At 67.3% G+C, this 22,059-nt stretch carries 20 protein-coding genes; 8 read left to right on the top strand and 12 right to left on the bottom strand.

Features of this window, described 5'->3' with window-relative positions:
• Nucleotides 1–131: 131 nt before the first annotated feature.
• The 4 genes from CXZ05_RS02700 to CXZ05_RS02685 all read left to right on the top strand — a co-directional run bounded on the left by CXZ05_RS02700 (nt 132) and on the right by CXZ05_RS02685 (nt 4,452).
• Nucleotides 132–422: a YegP family protein gene (locus CXZ05_RS02700; protein ID WP_102971082.1), complete on the top strand. Its 291-nt coding sequence runs from the start codon at nt 132–134 to the stop codon at nt 420–422.
• A 144-nt stretch (nt 423–566) separates the two neighbouring features.
• Nucleotides 567–2,303, top strand: a complete 1,737-nt coding sequence (locus tag CXZ05_RS02695; RefSeq protein WP_102971081.1) for an ATP-dependent DNA helicase RecQ — start codon at nt 567–569, stop codon at nt 2,301–2,303.
• 107 nt (nt 2,304–2,410) lie between these two features.
• On the top strand, nt 2,411–3,166 hold the full coding sequence (locus CXZ05_RS02690; protein WP_102971259.1) for an SRPBCC domain-containing protein: 756 nt from the start codon (nt 2,411–2,413) through the stop codon (nt 3,164–3,166).
• 86 nt (nt 3,167–3,252) lie between these two features.
• Nucleotides 3,253–4,452: a TerC family protein gene (locus tag CXZ05_RS02685; RefSeq protein WP_102971080.1), complete on the top strand. Its 1,200-nt coding sequence runs from the start codon at nt 3,253–3,255 to the stop codon at nt 4,450–4,452.
• Between the two features lie 84 nt (nt 4,453–4,536).
• Here CXZ05_RS02685 and CXZ05_RS02680 read toward each other — a convergent pair whose 3' ends face one another.
• From CXZ05_RS02680 to CXZ05_RS02645, 8 genes are all read right to left on the bottom strand, one after another.
• Nucleotides 4,537–5,466, bottom strand: a complete 930-nt coding sequence (locus CXZ05_RS02680) for a serine hydrolase (protein ID WP_258006416.1) — start codon at nt 5,464–5,466, stop codon at nt 4,537–4,539.
• Between the two features lie 92 nt (nt 5,467–5,558).
• A complete protein-coding gene (locus CXZ05_RS02675; protein WP_102971078.1) occupies nt 5,559–5,744 on the bottom strand; it encodes a hypothetical protein in 186 nt (61 codons plus the stop codon).
• A 132-nt stretch (nt 5,745–5,876) separates the two neighbouring features.
• The gene (gene eda, locus CXZ05_RS02670) at nt 5,877–6,500 is read right to left on the bottom strand and encodes a bifunctional 4-hydroxy-2-oxoglutarate aldolase/2-dehydro-3-deoxy-phosphogluconate aldolase (protein WP_102971077.1); all 624 of its coding nucleotides are present in this window, start codon (nt 6,498–6,500) and stop codon (nt 5,877–5,879) included.
• Nucleotides 6,493–7,878 carry a mannitol dehydrogenase family protein gene (locus CXZ05_RS02665; RefSeq protein ID WP_102971258.1) on the bottom strand — a complete coding sequence of 462 codons (1,386 nt, stop codon included), beginning with the start codon at nt 7,876–7,878 and terminating at the stop codon, nt 6,493–6,495. The genes eda and CXZ05_RS02665 overlap by 8 nt, the downstream gene beginning before the upstream one ends.
• A 101-nt stretch (nt 7,879–7,979) precedes the next feature.
• A complete protein-coding gene (locus tag CXZ05_RS02660) occupies nt 7,980–8,936 on the bottom strand; it encodes a PfkB family carbohydrate kinase (protein WP_102971076.1) in 957 nt (318 codons plus the stop codon).
• A 38-nt stretch (nt 8,937–8,974) separates the two neighbouring features.
• Nucleotides 8,975–10,186 (bottom strand): D-mannonate dehydratase ManD, encoded by a 1,212-nt coding sequence (gene manD, locus CXZ05_RS02655; RefSeq protein WP_102971075.1) that lies wholly within the window; start codon nt 10,184–10,186, stop codon nt 8,975–8,977.
• Nucleotides 10,187–10,279: 93 nt separating this feature from the next.
• Complete coding sequence (locus CXZ05_RS02650) at nt 10,280–11,305, bottom strand: L-idonate 5-dehydrogenase (RefSeq protein ID WP_102971074.1); 1,026 nt, start codon at nt 11,303–11,305, stop codon at nt 10,280–10,282.
• The gene (locus tag CXZ05_RS02645) at nt 11,302–12,720 is read right to left on the bottom strand and encodes an MFS transporter (protein ID WP_102971073.1); all 1,419 of its coding nucleotides are present in this window, start codon (nt 12,718–12,720) and stop codon (nt 11,302–11,304) included. Before CXZ05_RS02645 ends, CXZ05_RS02650 begins: the two co-directional genes overlap by 4 nt.
• 157 nt (nt 12,721–12,877) lie before the next feature.
• On the opposite strand from CXZ05_RS02645, the gene CXZ05_RS02640 reads away from it, so the two are divergent.
• A complete protein-coding gene (locus CXZ05_RS02640; RefSeq protein ID WP_102971072.1) occupies nt 12,878–13,609 on the top strand; it encodes a GntR family transcriptional regulator in 732 nt (243 codons plus the stop codon).
• 137 nt (nt 13,610–13,746) lie between these two features.
• Here the strand turns inward: CXZ05_RS02640 and CXZ05_RS02635 are convergent, their stop codons facing one another.
• Nucleotides 13,747–14,292 (bottom strand): YceI family protein, encoded by a 546-nt coding sequence (locus CXZ05_RS02635; protein WP_102971071.1) that lies wholly within the window; start codon nt 14,290–14,292, stop codon nt 13,747–13,749.
• 326 nt (nt 14,293–14,618) lie between these two features.
• Between CXZ05_RS02635 and CXZ05_RS02630 the strand changes: the two genes are divergently transcribed.
• The gene (locus CXZ05_RS02630) at nt 14,619–15,392 is read left to right on the top strand and encodes an HNH endonuclease family protein (RefSeq protein WP_258006414.1); all 774 of its coding nucleotides are present in this window, start codon (nt 14,619–14,621) and stop codon (nt 15,390–15,392) included.
• Nucleotides 15,393–15,435: 43 nt separating this feature from the next.
• Here CXZ05_RS02630 and CXZ05_RS02625 read toward each other — a convergent pair whose 3' ends face one another.
• Complete coding sequence (locus tag CXZ05_RS02625; RefSeq protein WP_102971069.1) at nt 15,436–15,732, bottom strand: hypothetical protein; 297 nt, start codon at nt 15,730–15,732, stop codon at nt 15,436–15,438.
• A gap of 131 nt (nt 15,733–15,863) precedes the next feature.
• The gene (gene fdhA, locus CXZ05_RS02620; protein WP_102971068.1) at nt 15,864–17,075 is read right to left on the bottom strand and encodes a formaldehyde dehydrogenase, glutathione-independent; all 1,212 of its coding nucleotides are present in this window, start codon (nt 17,073–17,075) and stop codon (nt 15,864–15,866) included.
• Nucleotides 17,076–17,374: 299 nt separating this feature from the next.
• Here fdhA and CXZ05_RS02615 point away from each other — a divergent pair, with 299 nt between their 5' ends.
• On the top strand, nt 17,375–17,677 hold the full coding sequence (locus tag CXZ05_RS02615; RefSeq protein WP_102971067.1) for a DUF1540 domain-containing protein: 303 nt from the start codon (nt 17,375–17,377) through the stop codon (nt 17,675–17,677).
• 133 nt (nt 17,678–17,810) lie between these two features.
• A complete protein-coding gene (locus CXZ05_RS02610; RefSeq protein ID WP_180987235.1) occupies nt 17,811–21,641 on the top strand; it encodes a TM0106 family RecB-like putative nuclease in 3,831 nt (1,276 codons plus the stop codon).
• Here CXZ05_RS02610 and CXZ05_RS02605 read toward each other — a convergent pair.
• Nucleotides 21,634–21,936 (bottom strand): acylphosphatase, encoded by a 303-nt coding sequence (locus CXZ05_RS02605; protein ID WP_102971066.1) that lies wholly within the window; start codon nt 21,934–21,936, stop codon nt 21,634–21,636. The two genes, CXZ05_RS02610 and CXZ05_RS02605, sit on opposite strands and share 8 nt — an antisense overlap.
• Nucleotides 21,937–22,059 lie beyond the last annotated feature (123 nt).

Raw genomic sequence — 22,059 nt, 5'->3', positions numbered from 1 at the left:
GGGAAGCCGGGTGAAAATCGCGCCCGGCTTCGCTCTTCTCCCGGGCCATTCGCCTTCCTTCCGGGCAGGAAAGGTCCAAAATGTACCTAGGGGACATGCCAGGAAACGCAGCACGAACGGAGGGAATTATCATGGCCGGACACTTTGAAATCATCGACGCTCCGGACGGCGGCTTCCGCGTCAGGCTGCTGGATGGCACAGGAACCCTGGTGGCGACCTCAGTCCCGTACCCCACCAAGCAGGCTGCCGTTGCCGGGATTTCCTATACCAGGGAAATCGCAGGAACAGGCCTCATCCGCGACATGAGCCGTGGCGGCCACGGGGAAATCATCATCCCCAAGTCCAGGCACGGCCACGCAACCGTAAGAATCCACTCGCACACACGGTTTCCGGCCGCGGATCGACAGGCCCATTCCCGCTGACCTGTCGAGCGTGACCCGGGCTGACCCAGCGAGCTGGGCCGACTGACCCGTCGAGCAGCATGACGTCGGGGCGGGCCTGGGACTAGGGTGGATTCACGGCTGAAGACACCCGGCCCCTGGAACGCCCCCTATGGAGCTGCCACCATGACCGACGCCGCCGCAGACACAGCCGCCACCGATAAAGCCGACGAGTCCACACTCCGCCGCATCGCCGCCGACAGGCTCGGCCTCCCCCACCTCCGCGACGGCCAGCTCGCCGGGATGAGCGCCCTCGTCCAGGGCCGCGACGTCCTCGCCGTCATGCCCACAGGCTACGGCAAGTCGGCCATCTACCAGGTGGCCGCCCTGTTCATCCACGGTGGCCACGAAGCCAAGCACCCCGACGACACCGCCGCCCACAGCGCACGGCGCGGTCCCGCCGTCGTCGTTTCCCCGTTGATTGCCCTCCAGGAGGACCAGCTGGACGGCCTGCTGGAGGACCTGGGCGGGGAGTCCGCCGTCGCCATCAACTCCGGCCGGAAGGATTCGGAGGTGCAGGACGCGTGGGAGGCCGCCGAGCGGGGCGAGGCGGCATTCCTCTTCCTGGCCCCCGAGCAGCTGGCCAAGACCGAGACGGTGAAGCGGCTCGCCGCCCTGAACGTTTCGCTGTTCGTGGTGGACGAGGCCCACTGCGTCTCCTCCTGGGGGCACGATTTCCGCCCCGATTACCTGCGCCTCGGCGAGGTCCGCGCCCAGCTCGGCAACCCACCGGTCGCCGCGCTCACCGCCACCGCCTCTCCCCCGGTGCGTGACGAGATCCAGCAGCGCCTGCACATGTTGGACCCGCTGGTGCTGGTCCACGGCTTCGACCGGCCCAACATCCGGCTCGACGTCGTCCGCCACCTTGAGGACCGGGACAAGCGGCGCGCCGTCGTCGAGCAGGTGGCCGACCTCAAGGGTCCCGGCCTGCTGTACGCCGCCACCCGCAAGGACACTGAAACCTACGCGGCGGAACTCACGGAGCGCGGGCTGCGTGCCGAGGCGTATCACGCCGGCCGGAAGCAGAGCGAGCGCGACCAGGTCCACGAGCAGTTCCTCGACGACGAACTCGACGTCGTCGTGGCGACCACCGCGTTCGGCATGGGCATCGACAAGCCCAACGTCCGCTTTGTGATCCACGCCGACATCCCCGAGTCCCTCGACGCCTATTACCAGGAGATCGGGCGCTCCGGACGTGACGGAGACCCTGCCTCCGCCGTCCTGCACTACCGGTCCGAGGATCTCGGCCTGCGCAAGTTCTTCGGCACCCACAAGCCGGACGAGGACGCGCTGCTCGGTGTCCTCACCGCCCTCCGCGCCGCCGACGGCCCGGTCACCCAGAAGGCGCTCGCGGAGCAGACCGGGATTCCAACCCGCCGGCTGACCGGCCTGCTCAACGAGCTGCAGGAGACCCGCTCCGTTAAGGCCCTCAAACGGGGCATCCGGCTGGAAACCGACGCCAAGCTGCCCAAGGTGGTGGAACACGCCGTCGAACTCGCCGAAGCACGCCAGCGCGTGGACCGCTCGCGCATCGAGATGGCGCGCGGCTATGCGGAGACGGACGCCTGCCGGCGCCAGTTCCTGCTGGGCTATTTCGGCGAGGACCTGCCCGAACCCTGCGGCAACTGCGACAACTGCGCCGACGGCTCTGCCTACGAGGAGGATTACGACGACGGCGCCGCGGCCGCCGCCGGCGGGGAAGCCTTCCCGCTCCAGGCCGCAGTGGTGCACAAGGAGTGGGGCTCGGGCATCGTGATGCGGCACGAGGAGGACGTGATCACCGTGCTCTTCGAACAGGAGGGCTACAAGACCCTCTCCCGCCAGGCCGTGACCAAGGGGAAGCTCCTGACGCTGGCGGGCTGACGCCGTCGTTCCCGCAACTGCACTGCCCCCTACTGTGAGTTAGTTGCGGAAACCAGAGACCCTTGGGACCGTTGACATGTGACCAAATGGTCACCTATTCTGGCCGTGTGGACGCCGTATTCAAGGCCCTCGCCGACCCCATCCGCAGGGACCTGCTGGACGCGCTCTTCCGCGAGGACGGCCAGACCCTCAGCGCGCTGGAGGCCCGGTTCGAGATCACCCGCTTCGGCGTCATGAAGCACCTGAAAATCCTGGAAGAGGCGGGCCTCGTGGTGACTCGGCGCCGCGGCCGCGAGAAACTGCACTTCCTTAATCCGGTGCCCATCAGGCTCGTCCATGACCGCTGGGTGAGCAAATACGCAGAACCATGGGCCGCTGCGCTCAGCGACCTCAAATCCCGATTGGAAAGTCCCATGGAAAAGATCTTCGAAATCTATATCAAGACCACTCCGGAACGGCTCTGGGAAGCCATCACGGACAGCGACATCCGCAGCAAGTACCAGTTCGGGAACACACTGAAGTCGGACTGGACGCCGGGCTCCCGTTTCGAAATGGGCAACCCCAAAGCCGGGGCAGTGCTGGGCGAGGGCGAGAACCTCGAGGTCGATCCCCCGCGCCGGCTGGTGCAGACCATGCGCGCGCTCTGGGGCGAGGACGTCAAGGCCGAGGGCACCTCCCGCGTCACCTGGGAAATCGAGCCGGTCGGTGACGACTCCTGCCACCTCACCGTCACGCACGACCAGCTCCGCGAAGGCGCCAACGATCAGCTCTATGGCGGCTGGCCGATGATCCTCTCCGGCCTGAAGACCTGGCTCGAGACCGGGGAAAAGCTCACCACGCCGGGCTCGCTGATGTACGGCTGAGCGCGGCGGCGCCTTGCGGGCGGGCAGAGCGCTCTGGGTAGGGTTATCTTGCACGCCCCGCCCGAAACGCTCAGGAAAGAGGCAGCATGGAAGTTCCCTCTATCGTCTGGACCCTCACGATTGCCGGGATCGTTGCGCTCCTGGTTTTCGACTTCTTCTTCCACGTCCGCAAGGCCCACACCCCAACGCTGAAGGAATCCGGCACGTGGTCCGCCATCTACGTGGGCTTGGCCCTGGTGTTCGGCCTCGGCGTCTTGTTCTTCGGCGGCTCGAAGATGGGAACCGAGTATTTCGCCGGCTACGTGACCGAGAAGGCACTGTCCGTGGACAACCTCTTCGTCTTCCTGATCATCATGTCCAGCTTCAAGGTGCCGCGCGCCGACCAGCAGAAGGTGCTCCTGTTCGGCATCGTCTTCTCGCTGCTCGCCCGGACCGGCTTCATCTTCCTCGGCGCCGCGCTGATCAATAGCTTCGCGTGGGTGTTCTACATCTTCGGGCTGATCCTGCTGGTCACCGCCGGCAACCTGCTCAAGCCGGACAACCACGACGACGACGACAGCGAAACCCTCGTGGTCCGGCTCGCCAAGAAATTCCTGCCGGCCTCTGAACATTTCGACGGCGACAAACTCTTCACCCAGGTTGACGGCAAGAAGGTCCTCACGCCGATGCTCCTGGTGATGGTGGCCATCGGCGCCACGGACATTCTCTTCGCGCTGGACTCCATCCCGGCCATCTTCGGCCTGACGCAGAATGTGTTCATCGTGTTCACCGCCACGGCGTTCTCGCTCATGGGCCTGCGGCAGCTGTTCTTCCTCATCGACGAGCTCCTCGACCGGCTCATCTACCTCTCCTACGGCCTCGCCGCCATCCTCGGCTTCATCGGCGTGAAGCTGATCCTGCACGCCCTGCACGAGAACAACCTGCCGTTCATCAACGACGGCGAACACGTGAACGTCGTCGAAATCAGCACCGGCACCTCGCTCAGCGTGATCCTCGGCGTACTCGCCGTCACCATCGTGGGCTCGGTCCTCAGCCCCAAGGGCAAGGCCAAGGCCATGGTCTCCGGCGCCAAGCGGCACGCCACCACGTACGTGGACCTCAACTACGAGACGGACATGGCCGAACGCGAGCGGATCTTCGACAAGCTGGTCCATGAGGAGCAGGAACTGAAGAAGCTCCCGGAGAAGTACAAGCGCCTCATCCGGAACGAAACCCAGTTCATGAACCTGATCCGCCAGGCCCATGCCGAGCACGACCAGGCACTGGAGCGCGCAAGCGAGAGATAGCGCTCCAACAGCAACGCGGGGTCACTTACCGCCCAATTCGGTCGATTTATTGGGCGGTAAGTGACCCCGCGTTGCTGTTTCCCGTCAGGTTCCCGAGGTTCCCGCTGCCAGTTCCGCCAGGAGCCGGAAGCCGCGCCGGTCCACGGGCGCCGCCGTCGCGGTCAGAAGTACGACGGCGGTCCCCGCCTTCCGGTCCAGCCCCACCCAGGAGCGGAAACCGCCGGTGCCGCCGTTGTGCCACGTGATTGCGCGGCCTTTCACCTCCAGGGCCATCCAGCCTGCACCGATGCGGGCCGCCGATCCGGCGAAGTTCGCCACGGGATCCAGCGCGGCCAGGCCCGGGGCTGACCCGTCCAGCAGGGCCTGCACCAGCCGGGCCATGTCGCCGATCGAGGCACGGATCCCGCCGGCCGGGGCAAGCGCCTCGCCCGTCCACGGCCGCATCACCCGGCCAGAGCGACTCCGGCCGGTGACCGCCGTCGGACGCACCTCAGCGGGAGTGGCTGGCGCGCAAACAGAACCTAGCCCGAGCGGAACGGCGAGCCGCTCGCGGAGCAGGTCCTGGAAGCTCAGGCCTATGCCCGCGGCGACGGCATGGCCTAAAAGTTCGAAGCCGAAGTTGGAGTAGCGCGGGCGCGGGGCGGAATGTCCGGCGGGCAGGCGCGCGGCGCGGGCCTGGTCCAGCAGCTGCGCCAGGGTTTCGCCGTAGGGGTTGGTGCCTTGCAAAAGAAGGGCAAGGGTGCGCCGCAGGGTACCCGCCTGCCGCGGCAGCCGCGGCAGGCCCGAAGCATGCCGGCTTAATGAAACCAGTGTCACCCCGGCCGCGGGGCAGCTGCCGAGCGGCAGCCGCTCCCCCAGAGTGGTGCCCGGGCTGAGCTCGCCCCGGCTTAGGGCGTCGGCATAGAGCAGCCCGGTGAGGCCCTTGGAGACCGACCCAATCTCGAAATCAGCAGCAAGGGAGGCACCGCGGCTCGCCACGGCAACCTCCCCTGCGGAAACAGTGGCCGCAGCCACCACTTGATGGCTGCGGCCAAACGCCTCCTGTAAGCGTTGTGCCAGTCCCGGGTCGCCATGGACCTCAGGGTCCGGACTGGTGTGCCTCAGCGTCAGTGCCTGTGGAGCATGTGGCGAATCTTGTCGCCGATTCCTCCGGCGGTGCGGCCGCGGCCCATGGAAGGGGTCCGTCCCGTGGTGGAGGGCCTGGTGCCCCGCGTGTATCCGCCGGTGGTTCCGTGCGTGGTCCGTCCGGAGATACGTCCTGCGGCATTCCTGATCATGTTGCCCAAGTTCATGATGAACTCCTTAGGTTGTGCGTCTGTTCAGGCTCCGACCGGTTTAGGACCGGTCTTTCCCGACTTTACGCGCGTCCCGGAGGCAGATCTACGGTCTAGTAGATCTGGGACAACTTTCGTCAGCTTCCGCCCTCAGCCCAGCGCTGCCGCTTCCCGTGCCAGTTCGGTGATCTGCTGCCAGTCCCCGCTTTCGACGGCGGCGCGCGGCGTCAGCCAGCTGCCTCCGACGCAGCTGACGTTGGCCAGCTTCAGGTAGTCCGACGCGGTGGCCAGGCTGATGCCGCCGGTCGGGCAGAACGTCACCTGCGGGAGGGGCGCCCCGATGGCCGCCAGGTACGACGGGCCGCCGGCAGGGCCGGCCGGGAAGAACTTCATGGTGTCCAGCCCGCGCTCCAGCACGGCCAACACCTCGCCCACCGTGGCCACGCCCGGAAGCACCGGCACCTCGAGGGAGAGCATGTGGTCCAGCAGAGACGGCGTCACGCCGGGGCTGACCAGGAACTGCGCGCCCGCGGCCACGGCGGCGTCCGCCTGCGCGGGCGTGAGGATGGTGCCGGCTCCCACCAGAATGTCCGGCACTTCGTTGGCGATGGCCTTCAGCGAAGTGAGCGCCGTGTCCGTCCGGAGGGTGAGCTCGATAATCCGGACGCCGCCGTCGGCCAGGGCACGGGCAACCGGAACCGCATGCTGCGGGTCCTCGATGGTCACCACGGGGATGACCGGGGAGACGTTCAGAACGCTGGTGGCGTCAGCCATGGGTGATCTCTTTTCTCAGGCCGTCCAGCCCGTGCGTGTCGATGATGCTGTACCAGTGGATGAGGAGGTCGGCGAACCCTGGATGCGCCGCAAGTTCGCTATCGAAGATGCTGCGGCAGCCCAGCAGCGCAGTGACCACATCGGCCGCGGACCGTGAAACCGGCAGCACGGCTTGGAGTTCGGCGGCCAGCGGATCGTCCAGCTTCTCCGCCGGCGTGGCGGCCACGTGCCTCATCCACGCAGCGACGGCGAGCGCAGCCCACCGGGGTTCGCGGCCGGCGTCGAGGTTTCCCCGCACGGTGCTGAGCAGGCGGAGGCCGATCTTCTGCGAACCGTCGCTGCCCACCTTCGCCGTGGTGTGGCCGAGTGCGGGGTTGGCGAAGCGGGTCAGCACCTGGGCGCAGTACTCGTCCGCGTCGAGCCCCTCCGGAAGCGTGATGGTGGGCAGGACGTCCTCTGTCATCATGCGCCGCGCCGCGGTGAAGAACGCCTCCTCGGCCACGGCGTCGCTGATGGTTGTCTTTCCCGCGGCGAGGCCGAGATAGGCCAGCAGCGAGTGGCTCGCATTCAGCAGCCGCAGCTTCGCCGCTTCCCAGGCCGGGACGTCGCTGCTGAACAGGGCTCCGGCCCCCTCCCACCGCGGACGTGCCGCGGCGAAGTTGTCCTCGATGATCCATTGCATGAACGGCTCGGCCACCACGGCGGCCTCGTCCCGCAGCCCAAGTTCGCGTTCGACGGCGTCCAGGTCACCCGCCGTCGTGGCCGGCACCATCCGGTCCACCATGGTGCTGGGGAACGTGACGTGCATGTCCAGCCAGGCGGTGACCGGTTCTGCCTCACCGGCCGGAAGGGCGGCGACGAAGGCGCGGACCAGCTTCTCAGTCAGTTCGCCGTTCCCGGGCAGGTTGTCACACGAGACCACGGTGAGCGCCCCGGCTCCGGTACGGGAACGCTGCTGCAGGCCACGGGCGATCTGGCCGATAGCCATGAGCGGTGCACGCCCGCCGAGGTCCGCCCGGACCTCCTCATCCTCCAGGTTAAGCGAGCCGGTCTGCGGGTCGATCCGGTAGCCCTTCTCCGTGATGGTCAGCGTGACCACCAGGGTCTCCGGCGCTGCGATCAGGTCCACCACGGCGGCCGGGTTGTCCCGCCCCGAGATGGCGTCAACGATGCTGGACACCACGCGGAGCGGCGCGGCTCCCTCACCCCGTTCGGCCACGGTGAAGAGCCCGTCCTGCGGCGCGAGCTGCCGGGCCACTGTGTCCGAGCGCTGGGTGACGCCTGTGATCCCCCAGCCGGATTCCCCGGTGGCCAGCATGGCGTTCTCGGTGAAGACCGCGGTGTGGGCGCGGGCGAACGCGCCCAGGCCCAGGTGCACGATGCCGGGCTTCAGGCCGTTGGCCCGGAGCGCGGCGCCGGGGAACCCGGGCACCGTTCCCGGGTTAGTGCCCAGGTTGGCATTGCTGACGGTGGCACTGTTCAAGCGTGCGATGACAGCTCTCCTTCTGGTGTCTCCACGGTCAGCGCCGCCGGGGTCGCCGCCCCCAGGGCGTGCGCTCGGGTCTGCTCGAAGCTCGGGATGAGGCCCGTGCCGCCCTTGCCGCCCACCACCAGCGAGGCCGCAGCAGCCCCGTACCGTGCGGCGTCGGGAAGGCTGTCGCCGAGCACCAACCGCGCGGTCAGCGTCCCCACGAAGGCGTCGCCCGCTCCGGTCTGGTCCACCACGGCAGGTGCGGGAATGGCTTCGATCCAGGCCGACTCGGTGTCGCTCTCCAGCTGGATGCCCTCGGCGCCGCAGGTGACCGCGACGTTGGCGGTGCCCAGCGAGCGCAGCTTGGCTGCCGCTTCGGCAGGCGAGGACGTGCCCAGCAGCGCCGACGTCTCACCCGGGAAGGACGGCGTCACCAGGAAGGCCTTCGGCGAAAGCTCGGTAACTGCCGCCGTCGCGTCCTCCACGGAGGTGAGCCGCGGCCGGTAGTTGGGGTCAAAGACAAAGCGGCGCGACACCTCGGCGGCACGGTAAACGGCGGCGCGGGACGTGGCCGAGATCGCGCAGGCGATGCCGCCGGCGATCACGGCGCCGGCCGCGGCCAACACGTCCGGGTCAACGTCGTCCGGCCCTAGCGTGGAGCCGACGCTGCCGCTGCGCGCGTAGGAGAACTCGCGCTGCCCGTCGGGGTCGCAGTGCACCAGGTAGACGCCCTGCTGGCCCGGACGGAACTTAAGCAGGTCTGTGGAAATGCCGAGTTCAGCGATTCTGGCGGCGACCGCCTGGCCTAGATCGTCGTCGGGCAGTACTGCCAGCAGCGCGGTCCGGGCACCGGCCGCCGCGGCAGCCGCCGCGACGTTCAGCGCGTCGCCGGAGATGCCCAGCTGCGCCGGAACACCGTGCCCGAACGGGACGTCGGTGGCCACTTCGAGGAGGATCTCCCCCATGGCGACGACGTCGAACGGCTGTACTTCAGTCGGGTTACTCACCAGTCATGCACCGACCCGTCGAGGCGGCGGTTGATGGGCAGGTACTTCGGGTCGAACGCGAACTTGGCGGCGGCCTCCTCGTCGAACTCCACGCCGATGCCGGGAGCGTCGCCCGGGTGCATGTAGCCGTCGGTGAAGGTGTAGGAGGTCTTGAACACCTCGTTGGCGGGGTCGCGGTGGCCCATGTATTCCTGGACGCCGAAGTTGGGGATGCTCATGTCCACGTGCAGCGCCGCGGCGAAGGACACCGGCGAAAGGTCGCCCGCGCCGTGTGAGCCCGAGCGGACGCCGTACAGGTCCGCCAGCGAGAAGATGCGGCGCAGGTGCGTGATGCCGCCGGCGTGTGAAACGGACGTGCGGATGTAGTCGATCAGGCGTTCGGTGATTAGCTGCTGGCAGTCCCAGATCGAGTTGAACACCTCGCCGACGGCGATCGGCGTCGTGGTGTGCTGGCGGATGAGGCGGAATGCCGACTGGTCCTCCGCCGGCGTCGGGTCCTCGATCCAGAACGGGCGGAACGGCTCCAGCGAGGCACCCAGCCGGCCGGCCTCGATCGGCGTCAGCCGGTGGTGGACGTCGTGCAGGACGTGCACGCCGTAGCCGAACTGTTCCCGCACGTGCGCCATCATCTTCGGCGCAAAGTCCAGGTATGCCGTCGTCTCCCACAGGTCCTCCTGCGGGATGTTGCCGCTGGCGGGCTCGTAGGTCTTGCCGTCCACCGGCGCGATCCCGTAGGTCTTCTCCAGCCCCGGCGCGGCGGCCTGCGCGCGGATCGCCTTGTAGCCGAGGTCCAGGTGGTGCTGGAAGTCGGCGCTGAGGTCCTCCAGCGAGGAGCCGCTGGCGTGGCCGTAGACCATGACGCCCTCGCGGGCCGCGCCGCCCAGCAGCTCGTAGACCGGCATGCCGGCGGCCTTGCCCTTGATGTCCCAGAGTGCGACGTCGATCGCGGCGATCGCGGTCATGGTCACCGGCCCGCGACGCCAGTAGGCGCCCTTGTAGAAGTACTGCCAGGCGTCCTCGATGCGGCGGGCGTCGCGGCCGATCAGCAGCGGGCAGAGGTGCTCGGACAGGTAGGACGCCACGGCCAGTTCACGTCCGTTGAGGGTGGCGTCGCCGATGCCGGTGATCCCGTCCTCGGTTTCGATAACGAGCGTGACGTAATTCCGTCCTGGCGACGAAACCACTACTCGTGCGTCGGTGATCTTCACTGGTGGGTCCTTTTGTGTGTCGAGTATTGCAAGTAGGTCGCAGCAGATGGCGTTTTGAGCCCTCAGAACGCCATCTGCTGCTACTTAGTTGGGTCAGGAGAGGCGGAGCATGACCTTGCTGCTGCCGGCGGCCGGGTCCGCGGAGACCCGCATGGCTTCCGCGGCCTGGTCGATGCCGAACTTGTGGGTGATGACGGGTGAGACGTCCAGGCCGTCGGACATGGCCTTGAGCGCGTCGGTGATCTCGTCCGCGAACCGGTAGGAGCCGATCCACGTGATTTCCCGCGTCACGAGATCCCCGAGGGCAGCCGGGGCCGGTGCGCCGGGCAGGTTGCCCACCTGGACGATGGTCCCGCCCCGGGCGGTTGCCCGGAGGATGCCGCCCAGTACAGCGGGGATCCCGGTGGCCTCGAACACAAGCTCCACGTCTTCCGGCAGCGATCCGCCGTCGGAAAGGTTGCGGACCTCGTCCGCGCCCATGGCCTTTGCGATCTTCAACGAGGCGTCATTGATGTCCGTGGCGATGACGGTCCGTGCGCCGGCGTACTTGGCGGCCGCGATCACCAGGGATCCGATCGGCCCGGCGCCGTTGACCAGCACGTCGCGGCCGGCAAGGTCACCAGCGCGGCCCACCGCGTGGAGGGCGACGGCGAGCGGTTCAGCAAGTGCCCCGCGGAGGGTGTCCACGCCGTCGGGAAGCGGACGGACCTGCGACGCGCGGACCAGCTTGCGTTCGCTGAAGCCGCCGTCGGTGTGCGGGTCGAAGGCTGCCGATCCGAAGTAGCGGATCTGCGGGTACAGGTTGGTCCGGCCGCTGAGCCGCTCCGGCATGATCCCGTCCCCCACGAGTTCCGCGGGGTGGACCGTGACCGGCTGGCCGACGTCGAGGTGTTCGACGCCGTCGCCCAGCTGGGCGATCCGGCCGGCCACCTCGTGGCCCAAAACGAGCGGGGACTTCAGCTGCGCGGTTCCGGAGGCGCCATGGCGCCAGTAGGAAAGGTCGGATCCGCAGATCCCGCCCCACTCGACGTCGAGGACAACCTCCCCCGGCCCGGCGACGGGCTCGGGGCGTTCGTCGATGCGGAGGTCGTTGGCGCCGTGGACGACTACTGCTTTCATGCGGCGTCTTCCAGGCGGACCATGTCGCGGCCGCGGACCTCGGGCCCAACAACTGCGGAGACCAGCGTGATCAGCGAGTAGCCGATGAGCATGGCGGCCAGCGGCCACCAGTGCCCGGTGACGGCAGTCAGCGTGGCGGCGAGGAGCGGGCCGATGGCCGTGGCGAGGATGCCGCCGATCTCCTTGGCCAGGGCCAGCTGGGTGAAGCGGGTGCGGGCTCCGAAGAACTCGGCCATGGTGACGCTTTCCATCGAGAAGAGGCTCAGCACGCCGAGGTTCAGGCCGGCCACGATGGCGATGGTGACAAGCGTCGGGTTGCCGCTGGTGACCATGAGCATCATGGGGATCGCGAACAGGGCGGTGAGGGCGCTCAGGATGATGTACAGGGGCCGGCGGCCGAAGCGGTCGCCCAGGATGCCGATCAAGGGGATGGTGGCAAAGCCGATGATCGAGCCGATCATGATGGCCGTGGTGCCCACGGACTTGTTCATGAGCAGGACCGTGGCGAGGTAGCCGATGAGGAAGGTCTGGATGAGGCCCGAGTTGCCCGCCTGTCCGAAGCGGAGGCCGAGGGCGATCAGGAAGGACTTGCCCTTGCGCTGGTGCAGCGCGGCTTCGATCGTGCTGGTGGACTGCGTCTTGTGCTTGGGCTGGTCTGCTTCGTTTGCTGCGGTGCCCGCCTCGGCGGCGAGGTCACGCTTGGCAAGTGCGACGCCGTCGACGACGTCCTCACGCTGTTCGAAAACGGGGCTCTCCTTGAGGGAGCGGCGGATCCAGACGGCGAAGATCATCAGCAGGAAGCTGGCCAGGAACGGCAGGCGCCAGCCCCAGGTCAGCAGCTGGTCCTCGGAAAGTACCGCCACCAGGATGGCCCAAAGCGCGGAGGCGGCGAGGGTGCCGGAGTTGGTGCCGAGGCAGACGAGCGAGGAGATCAGGCCGCGGCGGCGGGCCGGGGCGTATTCCGCGAGCATCACGGTGGCGCCGGCGATTTCCGCGCCCGCACCGAAGCCCTGGATCAGTCGCAGTGCCACGAGGAGGATGGGCGCCCAGATGCCGACCATGGCGTACGTGGGCAGGACACCGATGAGCGTGGTGGACGCACCCATCAGCGCGATGGTGATGAAGAGGACCTTCTTGCGGCCGATCCTGTCGCCCATGCGGCCGAAGTACACGGCACCGACCAGGCGGGCCACATAGCCGACGCCGTAGGTTGCCATCGCGGCGATGAGGCCGATGACCGGACTCACGTCCGGGAAGAAGATCTTGTTGAAGACGATGGCCGCAGCCAGCGAGTAGAGCTGGAAGTCCATGAATTCCATGGCCGTTCCGAGCCAGCCGGAGACCGCAACCTTCGCAAGGTCGCGGGTGGTCCTTGTTTCGGTCTGGGCGGTGGGCGGTGCGATGCTCTCGGTCATCTGTTGCTCCTTTGCAGGCGATGAAGAAGGGGAGGTGGAGAGATATGCCTGTGAAATGTGGCCAGTTCGGCGGACAGGAGAGCCGTCCTTTGGCCGCTTGCTGACTACCATACAAGCGCTACCATTCTAGTTTGTCAACGGTCGCTACACTGGATGCATGGCAACCGGCAAACCCGAAAAAGGGCAGTCCCCGCGGCTTTCCGTGCGGGACCAGACACTGGATACGCTCCGGCGTCGCATCATCTCCCTGCAGCTCCCTCCCGGTGAGCCGCTGTCCGAGAACGAGCTCGCCCAGGAACTCGGTGTCAGCCGGACGCCCGTGCGCGAAAGCCTCATCCTGCTGCGCGAAGAGGGGCTGGTGCAGGTCTTCCCGCAGATCGGTTCCTTCGTCTCGCTGGTGGATCTGGGCCGTGTTGCCGAGGCCCAGTTCGTCCGCGAGGCCATCGAATGCGCCTCCCTGAAGGATGCGGTGGTCGACGCCGCCGGACTCGCCGGACTGCGGGAGATCCTGGCCGCACAGCGCAATGCAGAGGCCGCCGGCGACGTCGAGGAGTTCTTCCGGCTCGACGAGGACTTCCACCGCGACCTCCTTCGCCTGGCAGGGCACGAGTCGGCCTGGACCGCGGTCAACTCGGCCAAGGCCCACCTGGACCGCGCCCGCCGGCTCAGCCTGATCGACGCCCGGCCCGTGTCCACGCTGATCGAACAGCACACCGCCGTGGTGGACGCGCTCGAGGCCAACAACCGCACGGAAGCAGACAGCTCGCTGCGAGTGCACCTGCGCGGCGTCTTCGAGGACGTCAAGCGCATCCAGGCGTCATCACCCGAACTCTTCTCGGACGGCACAGTATCCCGCCCCGTAAGGCGCAGCATCGCCCGGCTTTCCTAGTCCCCACCGTCTCCCTAACCTCGCAAGCTCGGCCAGGGAACCCTGACGGCGTGGGCCCATCCGGGAGCGTCACGTCCGCTCAGCGGGCGTCTACGCGACCGAGCACGCGGAGGATGGCGGCCCCGACGGGCCGGGTGCTACTGCTGCTTAACCAGCGCAGCCTCGAGGTTGATCTTCACCTTGTCGCTGACCAGGAGCCCGCCGGCTTCCAGGGCCGCGTTCCAGGTCAGGCCGAACTCCTTGCGGCTGATGTCGGCCTCTGCGGAGAAGCCTGCACGCGTGGCGCCGAAGGGGTCGACGGCGACGCCGGTGAACTCGACCTCAAGCTCGACCGGCTTGGTGATGCCCTTGATGGTGAGGTCGCCCGTCAAGGTGTAATCCTCGCCGTCGCCGTCGATCTGCGTGCCCTTGAAAGTCATCTCCGGGAATTCCGCGACGTCGAAGAAGTCCGCCCCCTGTACGTGGGCGTCACGGTTGGTGTCACCGGAATCGAAGCTGGCGGTGCTGACGGTGGCATGCAGCGACGAGTCGGCCAGGGAGTCCCGCACGTGAGCTTCGCCCGTAGCTTCCCGGAACCGCCCGCGGACCTTGCTGATCCCGGCGTGCCGCACGCTGAAGCCGATCTCACTGTGGGACATGTCGAGTGTCCAAATGCCGGGAGTCAGGCCTGCGGGAAGAGTCATGACGCATCTCCTTTGAAGGAAAAACCTGCTGGTCAGTGCGGTTTCAACACTGGTTTAGCCCGGCGGTGAAGTCAAGGACCTGTAGCTTCGCCGGAGGCCACGCGGGCACCCAAAACGGGTCAACAAGAAATCCCGCACATTCCTAGCCAATTTTCAGGAAACTTCTCTAGCCTAGGAGCAGGCCCACCGCGTATCCCCCATCCGAGGTGGTCCTGCCGCTAGGAGAAGCCCCGCAAAGCCGTCAGGCAGTGCGGGGCTCTCTGCGTTTCAGTACGTCATCCGCGTGGCACCGCCAGCTCCGCCCGGCCGGCCAGTACGATCGATCGTTGAATCGACAACCAGCGCCCCGGGAGTACACCGCCTTGCACCAAGCACCGCCCCGCCGAAGGAACTGGTTTGCAGCCGGCGCCCTTGCCACCGTCATCCTGGCCACCACCGCCTGCGGCGGGGCTATCAGCGCAAGCCGGCAGCCGTCGTCGGACGCTGTTCCCGGCGGGTCAGCGGGCAACGCGCCCGGCTACGCTGTCAAAGCAGCCGATCTCCTCGCCACCCTGCCCGTCAAGGGCCGTGCACCAAAAACCGGCTACGACCGGGAAGAGTTCGGGCCGGCGTGGTCGGACACGGACCACAACGGGTGCGACACCCGCAACGACATCCTCGCCCGGGACCTCAAAGCCACAACCTTCAAGCCCGGAACGAAGAACTGCATCGTCCTGACCGGCTCCTTGGCAGATCCGTACACGGCCACCACCATCGCCTTCACGCGCGGCAGCAAAACCAGCAGCGCAGTCCAGATCGACCACGTCGTTGCCCTGAGCGACGCGTGGCAGAAGGGTGCCCAGCGCCTCAGCAAGGCACAGCGGACCGCCTTCGCCAACGATCCCCTCAACCTGCTGGCGGCGTCCGGCCCCGCCAACCAGCAAAAGTCAGACGGCGACGCCGCCACTTGGCTGCCGAGCAGCAAGGCCTACCGCTGCCCGTACGTCGCGCGGCAGATTTCGGTCAAGGCGAAGTACAAGCTGTGGGTGACCCAGGCCGAGCGCACCGCGATGGCCTCCGTCCTGGCCCAGTGCGGCGGCACTGTAGCTGGAACCAAGTAACCAGGCCCACCGCCGCCCCGAAGCCGGACGGACGGGCCGCTCCTCAGTCCTGCTCTTTCACCTCGCCCGCGAACGGGTAGTCGTCCTCGTCGCTGCCGGGCGTGCCTGAGGCCTGCTCAATGGCGTCGGCCTCGGCTGCTTCCTCCGCTGAGAGATCCGGGGCGGCCGCCGGTCCGTTGGACCTCAGCGGAGTCCGCTGCTCGAGGGCGTCCGCTTCCGGAACGTCTTCGGGCAACGGCCGCGGTTCCTCGTCCCCCGACTCCCCGCCAACCGGCTGGCGCTGCTCAAACGCATCGACTTCCGGGACTTCGAGGGGTGTTTCGTCCGGCTGGCTGTTCATGGATCTCCTCCTGCGGCTCGTTTGGTCGTTCCACGAGTCTGGCCCTACTCCACGACGACGGCAATGGGGGCCGCATGCTGTCCACCCTTAAGTGGAAAACTGCCTGCGGCCCCGCATCACTGCCCCTTTCGTCAGCTGAGGTATCCGTTCGGGTTCAGCACGTACTTCGTGGCGGCGCCGGCGTCGAATTCGGCGTAGCCCTTCGGTGCGTCCTCTAGCAGGATCGGCTTGGCATTGACGTTCTTGGCGATCTGCACGCGGTCGTGCAGGATGGCCATCATCAGCTGCCGGTTGTACTTCATCACCGGACATTGTCCTGTGGTGAAGCTCAGCGACTTCGCCCAGCCCGTCCCGAGGCTCAGGCTCAGGGATCCCTTCTTGGCGGCCTCGTCGATGCCGCCCGGGTCACCTGTGACATACAGTCCAGGAATGCCCAGCGCACCGCCGGCGGCAGTGATGTCCATCAGCGAATTCAACACGGTGGCCGGCGCCTCCTTGGCACCCTCGCCATGGCCTTTCGCCTCAAACCCCACAGCGTCCACGGCGCAGTCCACCTCGGGGACCCCGAGGATCTGCTCGATCTGCTCAACCGGACCGCCCTTGGTCAGGTCCACGGTTTCGCAGCCGAAGCTGCGGGCCTGCGTCAGACGGTCACTGTTCATGTCGCCCACAATGACGACGGCGGCACCCAACAGATGCGCGCTCGTCGCCGCTGCGAGCCCAACAGGACCCGCCCCCGCGACGTAAACCGTGGAGCCGACGCCGACTCCCGCCGATACGGCGCCGTGATAGCCGGTGGGGAAGATGTCCGAGAGCATGGCGAGGTCCAGGATCTTCTCCATGGCCCTGTCCTTGTCCGGGAACTTGAGCAGGTTCCAGTCCGCATACGGCACCAGGACATAGTTGGCCTGGCCGCCCACCCAGCCGCCCATGTCCACATAACCGTAAGCGGAGCCTGGCCTGTCCGGGTTCACGTTGAGGCAGATGCCGGTCTTGCGCTCCTTGCAGTTCCGGCACCGGCCGCAGGAGATATTGAAGGGCACCGAACAGATGTCCCCGACCTTGATGAATTCGACGCCGGCCCCCACCTCCACCACTTCACCGGTGATTTCGTGGCCCAGCACCAGGTCCGGCGGCGCCGTGGTCCGCCCTCGGACCATGTGCTGGTCCGAGCCGCAGATATTGGTGGCCACCGTCTTGAGAATTGCGCCGTGGGGCACCTGGCGCCCCACGTTGGCCGGGTTTACGCCCGGACCGTCCTTAAGTTCAAAAGTGGGGTAGTCGATATCGATGACTTCCACCTTGCCGGGTCCCTTGTAGGCAACGGCTTTGTTCCCTTCCATCTCTTTCCTCCTGGCGTCACGGACCCTTCCCGTGAAGGGTCGGCGGTGAATCATGAGTGATGTGATGCGCCCTCCAGGGCATTCCGTTGAAAGGCTTGACGACGCCGTCGGGCCTAAAGGTGGAGGGTCCTGCCAGTCTAGAACTGGTACCTCAAAGGGTCCATGGGCTCCGGCGGGGCGGGCTTCCGCAATTACGTCAATTACGCAACACAACTGGGTCTTTTTGATCCGGCCCATCGGGCCTACGTTGGGAACAGCGAGCCGCCCAGCCGGGGCGTCCGGAATCCTTGAGGAACCCAATGAGCACGCACGTAGCCGATTGCAGCGTCACCAACTGCTCCTTCAACGACCACTCAGAATGCAACGCCGAGGCCATCACGGTTGGCGGCACCACAGACCACGCCTCCTGCGCCACGTTCATCGACACCGGCATACACGGCGGCCTGCCCAAGGTCCTCGCCGGTGTTGGAGCGTGCCAGCGGGCGGAATGCGTCCATAACGACCACCTCATGTGCAACGCATCGGAAGTCCACGTTGGCCCCGGCCCGGACAACGCCGACTGCCTCACCTACTCGCACAACGGCAAGCAGCCCGTCACCTAACCTGCGCAGGCATATAGGGTCCCCCATTGGCGCAGCTCCCATCCGGTGCGGCGTGATTGTCACAGCCTCTTGCTAGATTCAAATCAGCGCACCGGGAACCGTCCCGGAGCGAGGCTGCCAATGGGGAGGCCCCATGTTCCTGCTCGACCCAGCCACGCCGGGAGCACCGGCTGATCTGGTGTTCTCAGCCAGCGACCTCGTGGCCGCCAGCGAATGCGAGTACCGCACGCTTCGGGTCCTGGACGAGAAGCTGGGCCGCTCCCCCAAGGCCGATTTCCCCGCCGACGAGATGCAGGCGTGGGCTGGCAAACTCGGCGACCTCCACGAGCACAAGGTGCTGGCTGCCCTTATCGAAGAGCACGGCACCTGGGATCGGGCGCGCGCCACCGGGGTCCACTGCGTAGACCGCGGAACCACGGACCGGGCCGACCTGGCGGACAAAGCCCGGGAAACCGCCGCAGCCCTCCGCACCGGCGCCGACGTCGTCTTCCAAGCCACCTTCTTCGACGGCGAATTCCTCGGCTACGCCGACTTCCTGGTGCGGGAGGAAGCTGACTCGCCTGGTTCTGACTTTGGCTTTGGCCGGCCTGGTTCTGACCTGCCCGGTGGCGGCGGTGGTGCCCCGCGCTACGCGGTCTGGGACACCAAGCTGGCACGGCACGCCAAGGTGGGGGCGCTGCTGCAGCTCGCTGCGTATGGCGACCAGCTGATCAAGCTCGGCCTTGAACCCGCCCCGCGCGTCACCCTGGTGCTGGGCAACATGGAGCGCAGCTTTCACTCGCTGGCGGATCTGCTGCCCGTGTACCGGGAACGCCGGGCGCGATTCCGTGAGCTCACCGCTGCTCACCGCTGCACGGAGGCCCCCGTGGCGTGGCAGCAGCCCGGGGTCAGCTACTGCGGCAGGTGCGACTACTGCGCCGAGCAGGTGACGCAGCACCGCGACCTGCTGATGGTGGCAGGCATGACCTCCGTCCAGCGGAAAAAGCTGGTTGCGGACGGCATCACCACCATCGACGCCCTCGCCGACCTGCCGCTGCAGCTGGCCGCAGGTTCGCGGCGGCGCCTGCGCGACCAGGCCAGGATGCAGACCGGCCGTGAGGCCGAGGACGGTTCGCGCACCTTCATGAAGGAGGGCAAGCCGCACACCGTCACGTACAAGGTGCTGGCAGACAACGCGCTGGCCGGCATTCCTGCCCCGAGTGACGGCGACATCTTCTTCGACTTCGAGGGCGACCCGCTCTGGCAGGATCCCGCGGGCCAATGGGGCCTGGAGTACCTCTTCGGCGTGGTTGAGGCCCCGCGGCCCACTGATCCGCCGGGCCAGGAACCGGTGTTCCGGCCGTTCTGGGCCCACTCGCGAGCGGATGAACGGCAGGCGTTCCTGGACTTCCTCGCCTACGTGGAGGAACGCCGGGCCCGGTATCCGGACATGCACGTCTACCACTATGCGCCCTACGAAAAAACGGCCCTGCGCAACCTCTCGCTGAACCACGTCGCCGGCGAGGACGTGGTGGATTCGTGGCTGCGGGACGGCCTCCTCGTGGACCTGTACGCCACGGTCCGGCACTCACTCCGCATCTCGGAGGCCTCGTACTCCATCAAGAAGCTCGAGCCCCTGTACATGGGAGACAACCTGCGCTCCGGGGACGTCAAGGACGCCGGCGCTTCCGTGGTGGCCTACGCCGCCTACTGCGAAGCGCGCGACGCCGGACCCGAAACGCAGGCCGAGGCGGCGGCCATCCTGGCGTCCATTTCCGACTACAACCAGTACGACTGTCTTTCCACGCTGCGCCTCCGCGACTGGCTGCTGCAGCTGCGTGCTGGTGGCGCTCCTGCGGCTTTGACGGGGGCCGGCGCTCCTGAGCCTGTCGGCGTCCCGGAAGCTTCCGGTTCCCAAACGCCGTCGGATGTAGTCCCGGACGCTGAACCGTCGCAGGAGGAAGCAAGTCTGCGTGCCTTCCTGGACGCCATTCCGGAACACCGCGAGCTGACGCCGGACGAGCAGTCCGTGGCCATGGTCGCCGCGGCCACCGGCTACCACCGACGGGAACGCAAGCAGTTCTGGTGGGAGCACTTCGACCGCCTCGAATCCGAGGTCGACAGGTGGCGGGACCAGCGCAACGTGTTCATTGTCGAAGCAGCCGAGGTCGCCTCGGACTGGGCGTCGGCCACGGCACGTGCCCGGACGGAGTCCCGCACCCTGCGGCTTACCGGGATCATGAGCGAGGGCTCTGAGTTCAAGCCGGGTTCCACCTGGTTCAGGATGTTCGAGGACCCCCTGCCCGACGGCCTCGGGGAGGTCGACGGCGGACGGACCCCGAGGCGGGGCGCGGGCCAGCCTGCGGGTGCGGCAAGGGGGTCGGAGGGCGCGGGCACGGGGCCGGCGCGTGCGGGTACGGGCGCTGCGGAGTCGTCGGCAGGCGCTGCTGAAGCACGCCTCGAAGCCACCATGCCGCCCTCCCGGGACGGCATTTTCGGCACGCGCGTGGAAGCCGTCGAGGACCATCCCGATCAGCCCGGCCGGACCGTCATCACCATCACGGAGAAGTCCACGGGAAAGGTACCGCCGTACTTCCAGCTGCCCATGGCGCTGACGGACGACCGTCCCATTCCCACCGCCAGCATCGAGGCCGCGCTGGCGGAACTCGCGCAGCTCGTCGGCTCCTCGCTGCCAGAACTTCCCAAGCATCCCGGCGTGGACATCCTGCGCCGGACAGCACCCAGGCTGGCCGGCCTCCCGAATCTGCTTGCAGTCAGCAACGGTGCGGAGGGCAACGCCGACTACGTGTCTGCGATTACCCAGTCGCTGGAACACGTTGACTGGTCCTACGTCGCGGTGCAAGGTCCTCCGGGAACGGGCAAGACGTTCGTCGGCTCCCACGTCATCGCCCGGCTGGTGCAGGCCGGCTGGAAGGTGGGCGTGGTCGCTCAGTCGCACGCCGTCGTCGAGAACATGCTCTGCACAGCCATTGCGAAGGCCGGGGTGGACCCTGCAGTTGTGGCCAAAAGACTGGCGCAACCGCACGACGTTCCCTGGACCTGCGTCGCCGATGAGGACATCGTGAGGCTTTTGGACGCCGACGGCGGTTGCCTGGTTGGCGGAACGGCCTGGACCATGACGGGCAAGTGCGTGCCCGCAGGGTCACTGGATCTGCTGGTCATTGACGAGGCCGGCCAGTATTCGCTGGCCAACACCCTGGCGGTGGCCCGCTCCGCGAAGCGGCTCCTGCTGCTCGGCGACCCGCAGCAGCTTCCGCAGGTCACTCAGGGCTCCCATCCGGAGCCGGTCGATGAGTCGGCACTCGGCTGGCTGTCGGCGGGGCATGCCACGATGCCTGCCGAGCTGGGCTACTTCCTCGCCGATTCCTGGCGGATGCATCCCGAGCTGTGCCGCAGGGTGTCGGTGCTCAGTTACGACGGCAGGCTGGAGTCCGCGCCGGCGGCATCCCTGCGCCATCTCGACGGCGTGCCTCCGGGCATGGAAACCGTCCTCGTGCCGCATGCCGGCAACACCACGAGTTCGGCCGAAGAGGCTGCCGAGATCGTCGGACTGGCACGCGAGCATATCGGGCTCAAGTGGACGCCGGGCAAGGACGAGCCGATCCGGCGGCTGGAAGCCAAGGACATCCTCGTGGTGGCTGCATACAACGCCCAGGTGCAGGCCATCCGGCATGCCCTGGACCACGAGGGCCTGCCGGACGTGCGGGTGGGCACGGTGGACAAGTTCCAGGGCCAGGAGGCTCCCGTGGTGCTCGTGTCAATGGCGTGTTCGGCCATTGCCGAGGCACCGCGCGGAGCCGAGTTCCTGCTCAACCGCAACCGGATCAACGTGGCGGTGTCCCGCGGCCAGTGGCGGGCCGTGATCGTCCGCTCCCCCGAGCTCACGAACTACATGCCGTCACGGCCCTTCGCGCTCGAGGAACTCGGGGCCTTCCTGGGGCTCAGCCCTGGGAGATTCAGCTGACAACCTGAAAGCTCCCGAATCCGCCCTCAGCCGGGGAGACCTTCTCGTCGACGTGCGCCACCCTCCCTGGCGCGTGCGATGATCCGAGCCAGCGCCTGAATTCGACGATATCCGGCTGCGGGCCTTCGGCGACGACGGCGACCGAACCGTCGTCGTCGTTCCTGACTGAACCGGTCAGCCCCAGTTCATCGGCCTTGCGCGCGGTCCAGTACCTGAAGCCGACGCCCTGGACCATGCCTGTGACCCGCGCGGTGAGGCGGACGATGTCCGGGTCGGCTGCGTTCGAGTCGGTCATGGAACCAATGTAGCGCCGGCGGCCTGGGTCTCGACAGGCTCGACCAAAACGGGCTCGACCAGGACGGGCTCGACCAGGACGGGCTCGACCAGAACGGGCTCGACAGGCGGCGCTATCTCGCCG

Origin of the sequence: Arthrobacter sp. AFG20 (genome assembly GCF_002892795.1) — a bacterium.
Taxonomy (GTDB): Bacteria; Actinomycetota; Actinomycetes; order Actinomycetales; family Micrococcaceae; genus Arthrobacter.
This window is presented reverse-complemented; position numbering and strand designations above follow the sequence as displayed.